At 68.1% G+C, this 17,182-nt stretch carries 13 protein-coding genes and 1 pseudogene; 10 read left to right on the top strand and 4 right to left on the bottom strand.

The features are described from left to right. Positions 1–111: 111 nt before the first annotated feature. A complete protein-coding gene (locus CA833_RS07885) occupies positions 112–423 on the bottom strand; it encodes a DUF1244 domain-containing protein (protein WP_207079728.1) in 312 nt (103 codons plus the stop codon). A 77-nt stretch (positions 424–500) separates the two neighbouring features. On the opposite strand from CA833_RS07885, the gene pyk reads away from it, so the two are divergent. Together pyk and CA833_RS07875 are read left to right on the top strand one after the other, a co-directional pair. After that, entirely contained in the window at positions 501–1,976 is a 1,476-nt protein-coding gene (pyk, locus tag CA833_RS07880) for a pyruvate kinase (RefSeq protein ID WP_142636171.1), read from the top strand. 8 nt (positions 1,977–1,984) lie between these two features. Further along, positions 1,985–2,614 carry a LysE family translocator gene (locus CA833_RS07875; protein WP_142636173.1) on the top strand — a complete coding sequence of 210 codons (630 nt, stop codon included), beginning with the start codon at positions 1,985–1,987 and terminating at the stop codon, positions 2,612–2,614. A gap of 115 nt (positions 2,615–2,729) precedes the next feature. Here CA833_RS07875 and CA833_RS07870 read toward each other — a convergent pair whose 3' ends face one another. After that, positions 2,730–3,398 carry a YggS family pyridoxal phosphate-dependent enzyme gene (locus CA833_RS07870; protein WP_207079727.1) on the bottom strand — a complete coding sequence of 223 codons (669 nt, stop codon included), beginning with the start codon at positions 3,396–3,398 and terminating at the stop codon, positions 2,730–2,732. On the opposite strand from CA833_RS07870, the gene CA833_RS07865 reads away from it, so the two are divergent. The 4 genes from CA833_RS07865 to CA833_RS07850 all read left to right on the top strand — a co-directional run bounded on the left by CA833_RS07865 (position 3,397) and on the right by CA833_RS07850 (position 10,432). Then, positions 3,397–3,960, top strand: a complete 564-nt coding sequence (locus CA833_RS07865; RefSeq protein ID WP_207079726.1) for a thiamine phosphate synthase — start codon at positions 3,397–3,399, stop codon at positions 3,958–3,960. The two genes, CA833_RS07870 and CA833_RS07865, sit on opposite strands and share 2 nt — an antisense overlap. Before the next feature lie 86 nt (positions 3,961–4,046). Next, positions 4,047–6,491 carry a DNA translocase FtsK gene (locus CA833_RS07860; protein ID WP_142636179.1) on the top strand — a complete coding sequence of 815 codons (2,445 nt, stop codon included), beginning with the start codon at positions 4,047–4,049 and terminating at the stop codon, positions 6,489–6,491. 178 nt (positions 6,492–6,669) lie between these two features. After that, positions 6,670–8,424: a cation:proton antiporter gene (locus CA833_RS07855; RefSeq protein WP_207079725.1), complete on the top strand. Its 1,755-nt coding sequence runs from the start codon at positions 6,670–6,672 to the stop codon at positions 8,422–8,424. A 280-nt stretch (positions 8,425–8,704) separates the two neighbouring features. Continuing rightward, the gene (locus CA833_RS07850; protein ID WP_207079724.1) at positions 8,705–10,432 is read left to right on the top strand and encodes a diguanylate cyclase; all 1,728 of its coding nucleotides are present in this window, start codon (positions 8,705–8,707) and stop codon (positions 10,430–10,432) included. Here the strand turns inward: CA833_RS07850 and CA833_RS07845 are convergent. Then, positions 10,419–10,815: pseudogene (locus tag CA833_RS07845) on the bottom strand (acyl-CoA thioesterase). The gene CA833_RS07850 and the pseudogene CA833_RS07845 overlap by 14 nt on opposite strands. Before the next feature lie 188 nt (positions 10,816–11,003). Beyond that, positions 11,004–13,097, bottom strand: a complete 2,094-nt coding sequence (locus tag CA833_RS07840) for a S9 family peptidase (protein ID WP_207079723.1) — start codon at positions 13,095–13,097, stop codon at positions 11,004–11,006. 51 nt (positions 13,098–13,148) lie between these two features. Between CA833_RS07840 and CA833_RS07835 the strand changes: the two genes are divergently transcribed. From CA833_RS07835 to CA833_RS07820, 4 genes are all read left to right on the top strand, one after another. Further along, on the top strand, positions 13,149–15,008 hold the full coding sequence (locus CA833_RS07835) for an aminopeptidase P family protein (RefSeq protein ID WP_207079722.1): 1,860 nt from the start codon (positions 13,149–13,151) through the stop codon (positions 15,006–15,008). A gap of 81 nt (positions 15,009–15,089) precedes the next feature. Beyond that, entirely contained in the window at positions 15,090–15,491 is a 402-nt protein-coding gene (locus tag CA833_RS07830) for a cupin domain-containing protein (protein WP_207079721.1), read from the top strand. Between the two features lie 186 nt (positions 15,492–15,677). Then, a complete protein-coding gene (locus CA833_RS07825) occupies positions 15,678–16,415 on the top strand; it encodes an EF-hand domain-containing protein (RefSeq protein WP_207079720.1) in 738 nt (245 codons plus the stop codon). 21 nt (positions 16,416–16,436) lie between these two features. Beyond that, complete coding sequence (locus CA833_RS07820; RefSeq protein WP_207079719.1) at positions 16,437–17,174, top strand: response regulator; 738 nt, start codon at positions 16,437–16,439, stop codon at positions 17,172–17,174. Positions 17,175–17,182 lie beyond the last annotated feature (8 nt).

Below are 17,182 nucleotides of genomic sequence, written 5' to 3'. Positions count from 1 at the left end.
CCAGAACCCCGAAAACGCGGGGCTTCCCACTGATTTTTGCAGAAACTCTCGTTAGATTCGCTTTATCGGCGCCCCGTCGGCAGCAGACCCGCCCCCCGCAGTCCGGCCTCCTCAGTGCCCGGGGGCGTTCTTCTTCAGGCTCTCCTCCATCCGCGCCAGCTGCTCAGGCGTGGCCTCGCTCTGGTATTTCGCCTTCCACTCCCCGAACGGCATGCCATGGATCACTTCGCGCGCGGCGGCCTTGTCGCCTGCAAAACCGGCGTCGCGGATCCAGTCGGCCAGGCAATTGCGGCAAAATCCGGCAAGCCCCATCAGCTCGATGTTCTCGGCATCGTGGCGCTGCTGCAAGTGCTTGACGAGACGGCGGAAAGTCGCTGCCGCTACGGCGTCATCAAGAGCGTCTATGGAGTTGTTTTCGTGCATGGCGCTTCGCTTGGTCCTTGGTTTGTCAGACAAGCTTTGCCATAGATCGCCCCGATACAGGAAGAGGCACACTGACCTTGGCAACCACTCCACCATTCCGTCGCTCGCCCCACCACCGCGGCATCAAGCGCCAGCGCAAGGTCAAGATCCTTGCCACGCTCGGCCCGGCGAGCCGTGACAAGGAAACCATCGAGAAGCTGCTGAAAGCCGGCGCCGATGCCTTCCGCGTCAACATGAGCCACGGCGATCACGACACCCACCGCGAAACCATCGCCAATATCCGCGCGGTGGAAAAGGACGCGATGCGCCCCATCGCCGTGCTCTGCGACCTGCAGGGCCCGAAACTGCGCGTCGGCACGTTTGCCGAGGGCAAGGCCTTCATCCGCCACGGCGCCCACTTCACGCTGGACCGCGATCCCACCCCGGGTGACGACAACCGCGTCTGCCTGCCGCATCCCGAACTGTTCGGCATCCTCGAGAAGGGCCAGCGCCTGCTGATCGACGACGGCAAGCTGCGCCTCGTGGTCATCCGCGCCGAAGCCGATTCGATCCTGTGCTCGGCCGAAGTCGGCGGCGCGATCTCCGACCGCAAGGGCGTGAACGTGCCCGACGCGATCGTCCCGGTGCCGGCGCTGACCGACAAGGACCGCCGCGACCTCGCCTTCGCGGTCGAGCAGGGCGCCGACTGGATCGGCCTCTCCTTCGTGCAGCGTCCCGAGGACGTCGCCGAGGCCCGCCGCCTGATCGGCGGGGCCTGCGCGCTGATGTCGAAGATCGAGAAGCCTGCCGCGGTGCAGTCGATCGACGGCATCATCGAGCTGTCGGACGGCATCATGGTCGCGCGCGGTGACCTTGGCGTCGAACTGCTGCCCGAACAGGTGCCGCCGATCCAGAAGCACATCGTCGCCAAGACCCGCGCCAGCGGCAAGCCGGTGGTGGTGGCCACGCAGATGCTGGAATCGATGATCACCAGCCCCTCGCCGACCCGCGCCGAAGTCTCCGACGTCGCCAACGCCGTGTATGACGGCGCCGACGCGGTGATGCTCTCGGCCGAAACCGCCGCCGGTCAGTGGCCGGTCGAGGCGGTGACGATCATGGACCGCATCGCCGTCTCGGTCGAACACGATTCGACCTACCGCGAGCGTATCCACCTCGCCTCGACCCCGCCCGATCCGACCACCGCCGACGCGCTTTCCGCCTCCTGCGCGACGATTGCCGATACCCTGCCGATCGAGGGCATCATCGTCTTCACCGGCTCGGGCGGTTCGGCCCGCCGCGTCGCGCGCGAACGGCCCGCAGCGCCGATGCTGGTGCTCACCCCGACGCTCGCCACCGCCCGCCGCCTGGCGCTGCTGTGGGGCGCCCATACGGTGACCACCAAGGACATCGGCAGCTTCGAGGAGATGATCGCCAAGGGCAAGCGCATGGCGCTGCGCCACGGTTTCGGCGCTGCCGGAACCCGCCTCGTGGCGCTGGCGGGCGTGCCGTTCGGCGTGCCGGGCTCCACCAACCTGCTCCACGTCGTGACGCTCACCGGCAACGAACTGGACTGAGGACGCGGATGGCGCTTCACACCCTCTGGATCTTCGCCGTCGCGGTCTTCCTCCTGAGCGCGACGCCGGGCCCCAACATGCTCCACGTGCTCTCGCGCAGCGTGGAACTGGGCGTGAAGCGCACCCTCGCCACCATGGCGGGCTGCCTCCTGGGTCTCGTCACCCTGCTGGCCGCCTCCGCCGTGGGGCTGGGGGCGCTGCTCCATGCGCTGCCCGGGACCTTCACCGCGCTGCGCATTGCGGGCGCCGGTTATCTGCTGTTCCTGGCGGTCAAGGCATGGCGCGCGCCGGTTTCAGACGATGACGACGCGCTGCAGACCGTGCGGCCGGAGGTTTCGTGGCTGGCGCTGCTGCGCGGCGGTTATGCGATCTCGATCAGCAATCCCAAGGCCATCGTCTTCGCCGCCGCCTTCCTGCCGCAGTTCATCGATCCCGCCCGCCCGCAGGCACCGCAGTTCGCCATCCTGGTGGCGGTCTTCGCGGTGATCGAGGCGTTCTGGTACGCGGTCTATGCATTCAGCGGCCGCGCGCTCTCGCGCCATCTGGGCAAGGCCGGCGTCAAGCGGGCGTTCAACCGGCTGACCGGCGGGCTGTTCGCCGGGTTCGGCCTCTCGCTGCTGGCGTTCCGCGCTGCTTAAGCAAAAAAGATCCTCCCCCAGCGGGGGAGGCGGCAGCGCAAAGCGCTGACGAAGGGGGCTTTCGGCAGCCCTGCGCCATTACCCCTCCCCCGATGGGGGAGGAGCTTGGGTAACATCAGGCTGCGGCCCGCGCGCCGAACAGCGCGCTGCCCACGCGCACATGCGTGGCGCCCAGCATGATCGCCGTTTCGAAGTCCTCGCTCATGCCCATCGACAGGCCGGAAACCCCGTTGTCGGCGGCAAGCTTGGCAAGCAGGGCAAAGAACGGCGCCGCCTCGATGCCCGCCGGCGGCACGCACATCAGGCCCGCCAGCGGAATATCCGCGCCGCGCACTTCGGCCAGCAGGGCGGGCAGATCGGCAATCGCGCAACCGCCCTTCTGCTCTTCGGCGCCGATGTTCACCTGCACGAAGCACGGCACCCGGCGGCCCAGCTTGTCCATCGCCCTGGCCAGCGCCGTAACCAGCGAGGGCCGGTCGAGCGCGTGGATGCAGTCGAACAGCGCGACCGCGTCCTCGGCCTTGTTGGACTGGAGCTGGCCGACGAGGTGCAGCACCACATCGGGATGGGCCTCGCGCAGGGCGGGCCACTTGGCCTCGGCTTCCTGCACGCGGTTTTCCCCAAAGACGCGCTGCCCCTCGGCGAGGAGCGGCAGGATCGCCTCGGCGGGGTGGGTCTTGGAGATGGCGACGAGTTCGATCGCCCCGGGCGCGCGTCCGGCAATGGTGGCGGCGTGGGCGATCCCGGCGCGAACGGCCTGGAGAGGAGAAGCTGGCTGATCCATGGCGCGCTGCTATAGCGTCCCCGTGCCGAACCGCCAGCCACCTCTTGCGCCCGACATCTGGCTCGTCAGCGACGCCCGCAACGATGCCACGCTCGAAACCGCGCTCGCGCGGCTGCCGCGCGGATCGGGGCTGGTGCTGCGCCACTACCACCTGCCGCCTGCCGAACGCCGCATCCGTTTCGCGGTTTTGAAACGTGTGGCCCGCCGTTTCGGCCACGTCATCGTGCTTTCCGGGACAGCCCGCGAAGCCCGGAAATGGGGCGCGGACGGGGCCTACGGCGCGGCGGGAAACCTCACCCATGGCCCCGCGATCCTGCGCCTCGTCACCGTCCATTCGCTGCGCGAACTCGCCCGCGCCCACCGCGCCCGCGCCGCCATGGCCGTGGTCTCGCCGGTCTTCGCCACCCGCTCGCACCCCGGCGGCAAGACGCTGGGGCCGACGCGGTTTCGCCTCCTGGCGGCGCGCGCGCAGGTGCCGGTGATCGCGCTGGGCGGCATGACGGCGCACCGCGCCCGCACGCTACCTGCCCGCAAATGGGCGGCGATTCAGGCGTTTATCTGACCGCCCACAACCTTGTTCCCGATCCATTCTTGACGGCGAGTCCCCCGCCGACGCATTATATCGGGCCGAAATCAAGGGAATTTCCAATGGCGACACGGCCCCTCGCACCCGGACGGCGAATCGCCAAGCCGGACTGGCGCGCAGTGCTCAAGCGGTCCTTGCGCCGCGCGGGCGAGCTGGGCGGCGCCCTGCTGCTGTTCGCGGCGATGGCCTTCCTCACCCTCGCGCTGCTGAGCTACCACCAGACCGATCCCTCCGCCTCGACCGCCGCCGGCGGCCCGGCGGAGAACTGGATGGGCCCGGTCGGCGCCTGGGTGGCGGAGCGGGTGCTGCTGCTGTTCGGCCCGGTTTCCGCGCTCTTCGTGCCGCTGCTCTATGTCTTCGCCCGCAAGCTCTGGCTGCTGGTCGAGGAAGAGGACGGCGAGATGGAGCCTTCCAACCAGCGCTGGTGGCGCCCGGTCTTTGTGCTGGCGCTGGCCATGGTGCTGATCGCCACGGTGCTCAGCCTCGCCTTCCCGCAGGCCGGCGCCACCGGCACCCTGCTCGGCCTCACCTATGTCCAGCCCGGCGGCACCCTGCCCGCCTCGATGGGCGGCATTTCCGGCCTGCTCGGCGCCTGGGTGATCGAGACGCTGACCGGCTTCCTGCCCGGCGTCTTTGCCTCCTGGGCGGCCTTTGCCATTTCCGTGCTCTGCCTTGGCGGCGGCCTGCTGCTGGCGGGCAGCGTGTTCGCCTGGGACTGGGGCCGCCTGCTGACCCTGCCCGGCCGCATCGGCCGCGCTTCCGCCCCCGGCGAGGCTTCGCCCCGCAGCGCCGAGAAGGAAAAGACCCGCGAGAAGGCGCCGAAGATCCAGTCCGCGCCGTTCATGGACGACGACTTCGACGACGCGCCGGTGGCCGCCGCTGCCCAGCGCGAACCGGCCAAGCCGCGCAAGGCGCCCGAGATCAGCGATCCCAAGGCCGCCGCCACCCCCGCGCAGCTCAACATCGGCAACCGCCAGAAGGACATGTTCGACAAGTTCGCGCTGCCCGGGCTCGACCTGCTCAACGATCCGCCGCCCAACTCGCAGCCCAAGATCGACAAGCTCAGCCTCGAACGCAACGCGCGCCTGCTCGAAACCGTGCTGGACGATTTCAACGTCAAGGGCGAGATCACCGCCGTGCGCACCGGCCCGGTCGTCACCATGTACGAACTGGAGCCCGCGCCCGGCATCAAGGCCAGCCGCGTGATCGGCCTTGCCGACGACATCGCCCGCAACATGAGCGCGATCTCGGCCCGCGTCTCCTCGATTCCGGGGCGCACCGTCATGGGCATCGAACTGCCCAATGCCGACCGCCAGATGGTCTCGTTCAAGGAGATGGTCGCCTCCGAGGCTTTCGCCAGCCACAAGGGCATGCTGCCGATCATCCTGGGCAAGGACATCGCCGGCGAGCCGGTGGTGGCGGACCTGGCGACGATGCCGCACTTGCTGGTCGCCGGTACCACCGGTTCGGGCAAGTCGGTCGGCCTCAACACCATCCTGCTCTCGCTGCTCTACCGCCTCACCCCGGCGCAGTGCCGCCTGATCCTCGTCGATCCCAAGGTGCTGGAACTCAAGAGCTACGACGATATTCCGCACTTGCTCTCGCCGGTCGTCACCGAGCCGCCCAAGGCGGTGCGCGCGCTGAAGTGGGCGGTCGAGGAAATGGAGCGCCGCTACCGCCAGATGAGCGAGATCAGCGTGCGTAACCTCGCCAGCTTCAACGAGAAAGTCCGCGCCGCCGCCGCCAAGGGCAAGCCGCTGGGCCGCCGCATCCAGATCGGCTTCGACCCGGAGACGGGCGAGGAACTCTACGAAGACCGCCAGCTCGATTACGAGACGCTGCCGCAGATCGTGCTGATCGTCGACGAACTCGCCGACCTCATGGTCACCGTCGGCAAGGAAATCGAAGTGCTGATCCAGCGCCTCAGCCAGAAGAGCCGCGCGGCGGGCATCCACCTGATCATGGCGACGCAGCGCCCCTCGGTCGACGTCATCACCGGCGTCATCAAGGCCAACCTGCCGACCCGCGTGTCGTTTGCCGTCACCAGCCGCATCGACAGCCGCACCATCCTGGGCGAACAGGGCGCCGAGCAGCTGCTGGGCAAGGGCGACATGCTCTACAAGCCCAGCTCCGACCCGGTGAAGCGCGTCCACGGCCCCTTCGTCTCGGACGAGGAAGTCGAACACGTTGCCGACCACTGGCGCGCGCAGGGCAAGCCCGACTACGTCGATGCCGTCACCAACGAGCCGGAAGAAGGCTCGTTCGGCTTCGACGACCTCGACGCCACCGCCTCCGACCAGCCCGAGGAACGCAAGTACCGCCAGGTCTGCCAGCTGGTGTTCGAGAACCAGAAGGTCTCGGTCTCCTGGCTGCAGCGCCAGATGGGCGTGGGCTACAACACCGCCGCCAAGTGGGTGGAGCGCATGGAGCAGGACGGCTACGTCGGCCCCGCCAACCACGTCGGCCGCCGCGACATCTACCGCGACGAGAACGGCGCGCCGCTCTAGGCACGGCAGGGGGGCGCCCGCAGCCCCGCCCCCCACACACAGCCCCCCAATGGCGCGCGGGAAGCGGGATTGGCGGGCAAGGTCAAGCCATCCCAACGCCAACCTACCAATTGCCCGCCAATAGCCCTACCCTGCCGCTTTGACGGCACCCCCGCGTCCCTGCCCCCGAAAGGCCCCGATGCAAGATCATTCCCAGGCATTCCTGCTGCGAGACGGCTTCCTGCTGCTCGGCACCGCGCTTGCCTTTGTCCTCCTGTTCCGCCGCCTCGGGCTGGGTGCCACGCTGGGCTACCTGCTCGCGGGCGCGATCCTCGGGCCGTCCATGTTCGGCCTTGTCGGCGATCCCGAGAACAAGCTGGGCATCGCGGAACTGGGCATCACCTTCCTGCTGTTCATCGTCGGCCTCGAACTCGCGCCCCGGCGCCTGTGGCGGATGCGCAGCGAGATCTTCGGGCTGGGCCTGCTGCAAGTGGCGCTCTGCGGGCTCGCCATCTCGGCCGTCATCTATTTCACGACCGGCTTCAGCATTTCCGCCTCGCTGGCGCTGGGGCTGCCGCTCGGCCTTTCCTCCACCGCGCAGGTGCTGCCGATGCTGCAGGGAGCCGGCCGCCTGCACACCCCGTTCGGCGAGCGCTCCTTCGCGATCCTGCTGTTCCAGGATCTCTCGATCATCCCGCTGATCACGATCATCGCGGCGATGAACCGCAACCCGCACCTGCCCGAAGGCCCTCCCGGCTGGATCCTGGTGCTGGAAACGCTGGCCGCCATCGCCGGGCTGATCCTGGCGGGCCGCTTCGCGATTCGCCCGCTGTTCCGCCTGATCGGCAACCTCGGCGAGCGCGAGATGTTCGTGTTCGCGGCGCTGTTCACGGTGATCGCCTCGGCCGCCCTGATGCAGTCGCTGGGCCTCTCCACCGCGCTCGGCGCCTTCATCGCCGGGGTCATGCTGGCCGATTCCCCCTATCGCCACGAGCTGGAGGCCGACGTCGAGCCGTTCCGCACGCTGCTCCTGGGCCTGTTCTTCATGTCGGTGGGCATGATGCTCGACCTCTCGGCGATCGCCGAGCGGCCGCTGTTCGTGCTGGCCATGGCGTTCGCGCTGATCGCGGTGAAGAGCGGGGTGATCTTCCTCCTGGGCCTGGCCTTCCGGATGAACTGGCGCAGCGCGCTGGCGCTCGGCCTGCTGCTCAGCCAGGGCGGCGAATTCGGCTTCGTGCTGTTCGCCCAGGCCAGGGACGCCTGGCTGGTCGACCCCAGCGCCGCCAGCCTGTTCAGCGCCATCGTCACCCTCTCGATGGTCACCACCCCGTTCCTGATGATGGCCACCGCGCGCATCCGCGAGATGCCGACCTCCAAGGAAACCCGCGAAGGTCCCCGCCGCGACGGCGCCCGCGCGCTGGTGGTGGGGTATGGCCGCTTCGGCCAGACCGTGGCCCAGGTGCTGATCGCTGCCGAGATCGAGGTGACGCTGATCGACACCGACATCGAGATGATCGACGTGGCCGGCGGCTTCGGCGCCAAGGTCTGGTTCGGCGACGGCACCCGCATCGACCTCCTGCGCCAGGCCGGCGCCGGCGAGGCGCAGATGATCGTGTTCTGCATCGACGGCGACCAGCTTTCCGAAAGCTTCCTGCAGAACGTCCACCAGGCTTTCCCCGATGCCCGCATCCTCGCCCGCGTCTACGACCGGCGCACGATGATCCGGCTGATGGATGCCCCCGTCGCCTTCATGGTACGCGAGGTCATGGAATCGGCGGTGGCGATGGCGCGCGAGGCGCTGGACGACCTCGGCCTCTCGCTCCAGCAGATCGACGCGGCAGAAAACACCTACCGCGCCAGCGACCGGGAGCGGCTGTCGATCCAGCACGAGACCGGCGACATCCGCGCCGCCCGCGACCGCATCATCACCCAGAGCCTGCGCGACGCCCACTGAGGAGTGGGCAAATGGTCCGCCGCTTGCGTCAGCGCCGGTTTGAAAATGCCCGCAACGGCCGCTTGAGGGCCGCTTGAGGGCAGCACCGCCACCCGGACACCCGGACACCCGCAGGATGCTGGCGATGCGCGATCGGGTGGGGATGATCGGATGAATCGATAGCGGCTCGCGCCAGTCCGCCCGAAAGGGCGGCGATTTCGTCGGTTTCCGGCAAGATTGCGGAGCGGCAATCTGTCAGTATGTTAACCATATCTTGATCGAGATCGGCGATTGAGCAGCCATGTTCCCGGGGGCCCTTTCCTATCTGTTCGGCGTGTGGGCAGCGGCCCTGGCCTTGCTGGCGCTGCCCGCTGCCGCCCATCCGCAACCCGCCTTTGCCCCGGGCTCGGTCTGCACCGCGCTTGCCGATAGCGGCGAATCGGCGGCCGCCCTCGCCCGCGATCCGGCGCGCTGGGATTGCAGCGGCAGGACCTGGCCGATCGCCGGCGGCATGGCGAGCTTCGTGCGGATCGACATGGCCGGACACCGGCAAGTGCCCGGCGAAACGCTCAATACCCGCCTGACCGGCTTCACCGCGCTGTCGGTCACCGCCCTCGGCGCGGATGGCCAAAGCGCGACCCGGCCGATCACCGAGCCGGATCTGCACCTCGCCTCCACCTCCTGGACGATGGAGATGCCGCTGCCGCGCCTGGCATCGGGAGAAGCCCCCGGCGCCTACGTGCTCAAGGTGGTGAACCCGCGCCACAAGGGGCTGCTGTCCGATGCTGTGATCGCCGCGCCGGCCGACGAGCGCGCGGTCGGCAACGACGCGCTGATCCTCGCCGCGCTCTGCGGGCTGATGATCATGCCGCTGGTGCTCAATTTCGCGATCTTCCGCGTGCTGCGCCAGCCTTTCGCGCTCTGGCATGCGCTGGGCGTCTTTGCGATGCTGATGCAGACGGCGGTGGGCAGCGGCCTCATCAACCGCTTCGTCTCGCTCTCGCTGACGCAGATCTGCGCGCTCTCCTCGCTCAGCTGGAGCCTGATCATCATCGGCGCCTCGCGCTTCTTCGACGACCTGCTCGAACCCGGCATGCTCGACCGGCAGCACAAGCGGCTGCTGCTGGCGGCTATCCCCTGGGTGCTGTTCTGGGCGCTCTACTACAACCTCGCCTCCGGCCCGCTGCTCGCCAGCGCGGCGATGCTCTATTACGCCTCGTTCCTGCCGTTCATCCTGCTGCTGGGCTGGACGATGGCCACCGCGGTCCGGCGCGGCAGCCGCACCGTGTGGTTCCAGATCGTCGGCTGGGCCCCGCTGATCGGCATGGGCCTGTTCCGCATCGTCTCGATGCTGGGGGCCACCGATGCGCCGCTGGGGCTGATGACGCTGCAGCACGTCTCCATCGCCTTCGAGGTGCTGGTGACCACGCTGGGCGCGGCGGACCGCTTCATGGCGCTCAAGGACCAGCGCGACCGCCCGCTGACGCAGGCGCGCATGCTGGAAAGCCTGGCCGAACGCGATCCGCTGACCGGGCTCTACAACCGCCGCGGCTTCGAGGAGCGCTACAGCCGCCTGGTGCTCGAAGGCTTCGACACGATGGCGCTGATCGATCTCGACCATTTCAAGTCGATCAACGACACCCGCGGCCATGCGACCGGCGATGCGGTGCTGCGCGCCGTCGCGGTGGCGCTGATGCCGGACGAGGACACCGTGGTGGTGCGCATCGGCGGCGAGGAATTCCTGATGTTGCTGCGCGGCACCGGCGCCGCCGAGCGTGCCGAACGCCGCCGCCAGGCGATCCCGGCGCGCATCGCCGCCGAAGTGCCGCTACTCGACCGGCCGGTGACCGCCAGTATGGGCCTGGTCACCAGCGCTCCGGCGATGCGCTTCAACGACCTCTACCGCCAGTGCGACCGCCTGCTCTACGAAGCCAAGGCGGCGGGGCGAAACCGCACCGTGAGCAAGAGTTTCGCGGCGATCGCGCAGTCGCCCTCGCTTCTCGAACAGACCGTCGTCAGCCTGCACTGAACCGTTCGGCGACGTCCGGCGGCACGCGCATGATGCGGCCGGTTTCCTTGTCGATCATCGCCCACGTGGTCTTGGCCGCGACGATGACCTTGCCCGCCTCATTGCGGAACTCCACGCGCCGGTCAAAGCGCGCCTGTGGGGCCTTCGGGAATGAAGGTCTGCGCCGCCACGCTCTCGCCCTCGGTAATGTTGCCGCGATAGTCGATCTCGTGGCGGGTCACGACCCAGACGTATTTCTCGACCTGCTCGGGCGTGGCGTCGGCCTCCCAGTGCGAGACGGCAATGGCCTCCATCCACTGCACCCACACGGCATTGTTGACGTGGCCCATGACGTCGATGTCATGGGCCGTCGCCGTGAAGGTCATGGCAAAGCGGTCGCTCATGTCTTTCTCCTGATCGAAAATGCCCATCCGGGCATTTTCGTGCGGCACCGGCCCACGCCCGTCCCGAAGAGCACGAAAAGGTCCGGGGGACCTTTTCGCTGAGGGGGCCGACCACCCACGAGTGTATCCTGATGGGTGGTCGGGTGGGGGCGTGGGCAGGTGCCGCAAAATTCGCGTTCAGCGAATTTTCAAACCTGCAATTGCCAGAGGATGAAGGCGAATTCCTCTGCCGTTTCCTTGAGACTCTCGAACCGGCCCGACTTGCCGCCGTGGCCCGCGCCCATGTTGGTCTTGAGGATCAGCTCGTTGCCGTCCGTCTTCACCTCGCGCAGCTTCGCCACCCACTTGGCGGGCTCCCAATAAGTCACGCGCGGATCGTTGAGACCGGCGGTCACCATCAGCGGCGGATAGGCCTGCGCCTTGACCTGGTCGTAGGGCGAATAGCCGAGGATCTGCTCGAAGGCGGCCTTGTCCTCGATCGGATTGCCCCATTCCGGCCATTCGCCCGGCGTCAGCGGCAGGGAATCGTCGAGCATGGTGTTGAGCACGTCCACGAAGGGCACATGCGCCACCACCGCGCCGAACAGCGCGGGGTCCGAGTTGATCACCGCGCCCATCAGTTCGCCGCCCGCCGAGCCGCCCGAGATCGAGATCCTGCCCGCCTCGGTAAAGCCGCGCGCGACGAGGCCGCGCGCGCAATCGACGAAGTCGTTGAAGGTATTGGTGCGCTGCTCCAGCTTGCCCGCCTTGTACCAGGCCCGGCCAAGGTCGTCGCCGCCGCGGATATGGGCGATGGCATAAGCGAAGCCGCGGTCGACGAGGCTGAGCCGCGTGGTCGAGAAGCCCGGATCGATCGAGATGCCGTAAGCGCCGTAGCCGTAGAGATGCAGCGGCCCCGCCCCGCCTCCATTCGTCGTGGCGCGGTCACGGCGATAGACCACCGAGACCGGCACCATGGTGCCGTCGCGCGCCGGGATCTCCAGTCGCTCGGTGGCATAGAGCGAGGCGTCATAGCCCGAGGGGATTTCCTGGACCTTGAGCACCTCGAGCGTGCGCGCGGCGACATCGTAGTCGTAGACGCTAGAGGGGCTGACCATCGATTCGTAGGTCAGCCGCAGGCTTGTCACGTGCCATTCGGGATTGTTGGCAAGGCCCGCCGAATAGCTCGCCTCGGGGAACACGATCGGCTCGACGCGGGCGGGATCGTCGTAGTAGCGCACCTCGATGCGGTCGAGCCCGGCCCCGGCACCAACCGTCTTGCGGCCCTCGGTGACGTAGAAGTCGCGGAACAGCTCGGCGCCGGTCAGGTAGAATTCGTCGCTGCCCGCGATCAGCGTTGTCCACGTGCCGGGATCGGCGAGCGGGGCCGTCGCGAGGCGGAAGTTCTCGTGCGTGTCGTTGGTGTGGATGTAGAGCACGCCCTCGCGCTCATCGACATCGTACTCGACGCCCTTCTCGCGCGGCTTGACCAGGATCTGCTCGCCCAGCGGATCGTCGGCGCGGACCATGCGGCATTCGCTGGTCTCGTGATCGCTGGTGCCGATCAGAAGCCACTGCTCGTTCGACGAGAGCGAGGAACCGACGCGGAAACCCTCGTCGTCCTCGTGGTAGAGTTCAACGTCGCTGTCGAGCGGCTGGCCCAGCCAGTGCAGGCGGGCATTGTCGGTCCGCCACTGCTCGTTGGCGAGCGAGTAGACGAGCGCCTTGTCGTTCGCGGCCCAGACCAATGCCGAAAGGGTTCCGGGAATCTCGTCCGCCAGCAGCTGCCCGGTGGTCAGGTCCTTGATCCGCGCGGTGAAGCGTTCGGAGCCGTTGTCGTCCACCGAATAGGCCAGCAGCCTGCCGTCCGCGCTGGTGGAGATCGCGCCGAGGTTGAAGTAGTCCTTGCCCGCGGCCAGCGCCACTTCGTCGAGGATCAGCTCATCCGGGCCGCCAGCGACGGGCCTGCGCCACCACTTCTTGTACTCGGCGCCTTCCTCGAACTCGATCCAGTAGAGGTAGTCGCCGTCCTTCTGCGGCACCGACTTGTCGGCTTCCTTGATGCGCGCGCGCATTTCCTGGAAAAGCGCGTCGATCTTGCCCTGCTGGCCGGCCATGCGGTGTTCGAACCACCGGTTCTCGGCTTCGAGATGCGCCAGCACGTCCTTGTCGGTGACTTCGGGATAACCGGCATCGCGCAGCCATGCGTAATCGTCCTCGACGGTCACGCCGTGGCGGGTGAAGCTGTGCGGCTTCTTCGCCGCCTGTGGAGGACCCGAGAGGGTCTGGGTGGAATCTGCCATGCGCACGATCTATGTTGCCTGCATGACCCCCGCAAGCCGGATACCCCGAACATGTTGATGAATACCCACGAGGCGCGGCTCGATGCCCTGCGTCAGGAACTGAAGTCGCGCGGCCTCGACGGCTTCGTGATCCCGATTTCCGACGAGCACATGAGCGAATATGTCGGCGCCTATGCCCAGCGCCTCGCCTGGCTCACCGGCTTCGGCGGTTCGGCCGGTACGGCCGTGGTGCTGACCGATGCCTCGCTGCCCTCGGCCGCCGCGATGTTCGTGGACGGGCGCTACACCCTGCAAGTGCGCGAGCAGGTGAACGGCCAGTTCTACGCCTATGAAAGCGTGCCGCAGACCAGCCCGGCCCGCTGGCTGGGCGAGAATGCGCCCAAGGGTGCCAGGATCGGCTACGACGCCTGGCTCCACGGTTCCAAGTGGGTGGACGCCGCCAGCGCCGCGCTGGCCGCGCGCGGGGCCGCGCTTGTCCCGGTCGAAGGCAATCCCATCGACGCGATCTGGCAGGACCAGCCCCAGCCCTCGCCCGCGCCCGCCGAAGTGCATGACGACGCCTTCGCCGGCGAATCGAGCAAGGCCAAGCGCGCCGCCGTGTCCGAATGGCTGACCGCGCAGGGCCTCGACGCCACGGTAATCTCGGCGCTCGATTCGATCGCCTGGCTGCTCAATCTGCGCGGCACCGATGTGGAGCGCACGCCGGTTGCGCTGTCTTACGTCGTCGCCCATGCCGACGGCACCGCCGACCTCTACATCGCCGAAGAGAAAGTGACGCCCGAACTGCGCCACCACCTCGGCAATGCCGTCACCGTGCGCCCGCGCGCGGACTTCGTGGCGGGCCTCAAGACGCTTGGCGGCAAGCGCGTCTCGGTCGATCCCGACAATGCCGTGGCCGCGATCTTCGAAACGCTGAAGGCAGCGGGCGCCACCGTGGTCGAGCAGCGCGATCCCACCATCCTGCCCAAGGCGGTGAAGAACCCGGTCGAGCAGCAGGGCCAGCGCGATGCCCAGGCAATCGACGGCGTGGCGGTGACGCGTTTCCTCCACTGGCTCGCGGTCGAAGGCCCCAAGGGCGAAGTGACCGAGATGAGCGCGGCGGCCAAGCTGCTGGAATTCCGCCAGCGCTGCGGCGACTTGCGCGACCTCTCGTTCGATACGATTTCGGGCGCGGGCCCTAATGCAGCCAGCCCGCACTACCGCGTGTCCGAGGAATCGAGCCTCAGGCTGGAGCCGGAAAGCGTCTACCTCGTCGATTCGGGCGGCCAGTACCCCTGCGGCACCACCGACATCACCCGCACCGTCTGGATCGGCACGATGGAGCACCTTGGGGAAACGCCGGGCAAGACCTCGCTCCACGAAGTGAAGGACCGCTTCACCCGCGTGCTCAAGGGCACCATCGCCATCGACCGCGCGGTGTTCCCCAAGGGCACCAACGGCAGCCAGCTCGATACCCTGGCGCGCCAGTTCCTGTGGTCGGTCGGGCTCGACTATGCCCACGGCACCGGCCACGGCGTCGGCAGCTTCCTCTCGGTCCACGAAGGCCCGCAGCGCATCGCCAAGGCGGCGGGCGGCCAGGCCGGCACGATGCAGGAACTGCTCCCCGGCATGATCCTCAGCGACGAGCCGGGCTACTACAAGGCCGGCGAATACGGCATCCGCATCGAGAACCTGGTACTGGTCGAGAAGCGCGAATTCGAGGGTTCGGACGGCGAGTACCTCGGCTTCGAGACGCTGACGCTTGCGCCGATCGAGCGCCGCCTCGTCGATACCGCGCTGCTCAGCGCGGACGAGACGGCCTGGTGGAACGCCTACCACGCCCGCGTGCTGCAAGTGATCGGCCCGCAGCTGTCCGCGCCCGAGGATGCGGCGACGCTGGCCTGGCTCAAGGTCCAGTGCGCGCCTCTCTGAGCTTGGCCCCTCTGACCTTGTAGGCGAGAGCCCACAGCGGTAGCGTCCTTCCGGCAAGCGCTTTGCCGGAAGGACGCGCCGATGACCGATCAGCCTCCAGACCTCAGGACCCATCCCGTCCACCTCGGCCTCGGCGCCCGGGCGGAGCAGCAGCCTGCCTTTACCGGTATGGAGTGGTATGCCGCCTACTCGGCCCGCACCGCCGCGGACGGCGCCGAAGGGCGGCTCGTCTCGATGCACGATTTTGCCGAAAGCTGGACATCGTGGGAAATGCACCCCGCAGGCGACGAACTGGTGGTGTGCCTCGCGGGCGAGATCACGCTGCATCAGGAACTGCGCGACGGGACGCAGCGAACCGTCACGCTCGCCGCAGGCCGATATGCGATCAATCCGGCAGGTGCATGGCACACCGCCGATGTTTCCGGCCCGGCCAGCGCCCTGTTCGTTACCGCAGGCGAAGGCACCAAGCATCGCCCCCGATAAGCTTGCATCTTGCCGAGCAGCCAGCCAGACTTGTGACAATTGACGACAAACTATCCGCAAAGCGGCACATCTGCGCGACAAGCACGGGATAGAACGAGGCTCAGAAAGCTGCGGGGCAGTTCTTCCCCCTCCCTTCCCCGCCTCGCGGCTTTCGCCGGAATCGCTTGCAGGAGTAAGAGAGCAGACATGACGCGCCACCTGACCAAGTTTGCCATCGGCCTCTCCGCCGCGGCGCTCGCCATCGGTGGCATCGCCGTTGCAAAGACCCCCGACACGCCGCCTCCGCCGCCCGAAGACGGCTTCCACATGGACGCCAACGGCGACGGCACCGTCACCCGCGCCGAAGCGCAGGCCGCCGCCGAGGCGCGCTTCGCCCGGCTCGACGTCAACAAGGACGGCAAGCTCGACAAGACCGACCGCGAGGCCCGCCGCGCCCAGATGCGCGAAGAGATGTTCAAGCGCCTCGACGCCAATGGCGACGGCGTGATCTCGAAGGCAGAATTCCTCGCCGATCGCGGCCCGGAAGGTCGTGGTCCCGAAGGACGGCCCGACATGCCGCCCCCGCCGCCGGAAGGCGGTCCTGACATGGCCCCGCCGGAAGGTGGTCCGGATGCACAGGCCGCGCCCGGCAAGCATGGCCCGCGCGGTCACGGCCCCCGCCGTCATGGTCCCCGCATGGGTGGGCATTTCGGCGGCCCCGGTTCGATGGGGGCTCCGATGGCCCGCATGGGCGATGGCGACAGGGACGCCGCCGTCACCAAGGCCGAATTCATCGCCGCCGCCCTCAAGCGCTTCGATGCCATGGACACCAACAAGGACGGCAAGGTCACGAAGGAAGAGCGCCAGGCCGCCCATCGCCAGATGCGCGGGCAGCGCCGCGGCCCGCCCGAAGGCCCGCCGCCCGCCCCGAAGCCGGCCAGCTAAGCGCCGCCCGAACGGATAGAAATGACGACCGACACCACCACTGCCCGCCTGCTCCTCGTCGACGACGAGGCCGCGCTTCGCGAACCCCTGGCCGAGTACCTCTCGCGCCAGGGGTTTGCCGTAAGACAGGCCCAGAGCGCCGCCGAGGCCCGCAATCTGCTGCGCGACGAGAAGCCCGACCTGGTCCTGCTCGACATCATGATGCCCGGCGAGGACGGCCTCTCGCTGTGCCGCCACCTCGTCGAGGCGCAGGACGTGCCGGTGATCTTCCTCACCGCCCGCGGCGAGGCGACCGATCGTATCGTCGGCCTCGAGATCGGCGCCGACGACTATGTGGTGAAGCCCTTCGAACCGCGCGAACTGGTCGCCCGCATCCGCTCGGTGCTGCGCCGCGCCGCCCGCATCGCCGCGCCCGCGACCGAGAACGAGATCTTTGCCTTCGAGACCTGGCAGCTCGATCCGCTCAAGCGCCGCCTCACCGATGCCGAAGGCGCCTCGGTGGCGATCTCCTCGGTCGAGTTCCGCCTGCTCATGGCCTTCCTCGAACACCCCCGCCAGGTGCTCAACCGCGACCGCCTGCTCGACATGGTGCAGGGCCGCGAGGCGCACCTGTTCGACCGTGCGGTGGACAACCAGGTCAGCCGCCTGCGCCGCAAGATCGAGGTCGATTCGCGCAACCCGCAGTTGATCCAGACGGTCTGGGGCGGCGGCTACATGCTCGCCGCCGACGTGCGCCGCATGCCCGCCCCGGCGGAATGAGCCCGGCC

This window comes from Novosphingobium sp. KA1 (assembly GCF_017309955.1).
Lineage (GTDB): Bacteria > Pseudomonadota > Alphaproteobacteria > Sphingomonadales > Sphingomonadaceae > Novosphingobium.
The sequence above is the reverse complement of the archived record's forward strand: the minus strand, read 5'-3'. Positions and strand labels throughout refer to the sequence as shown.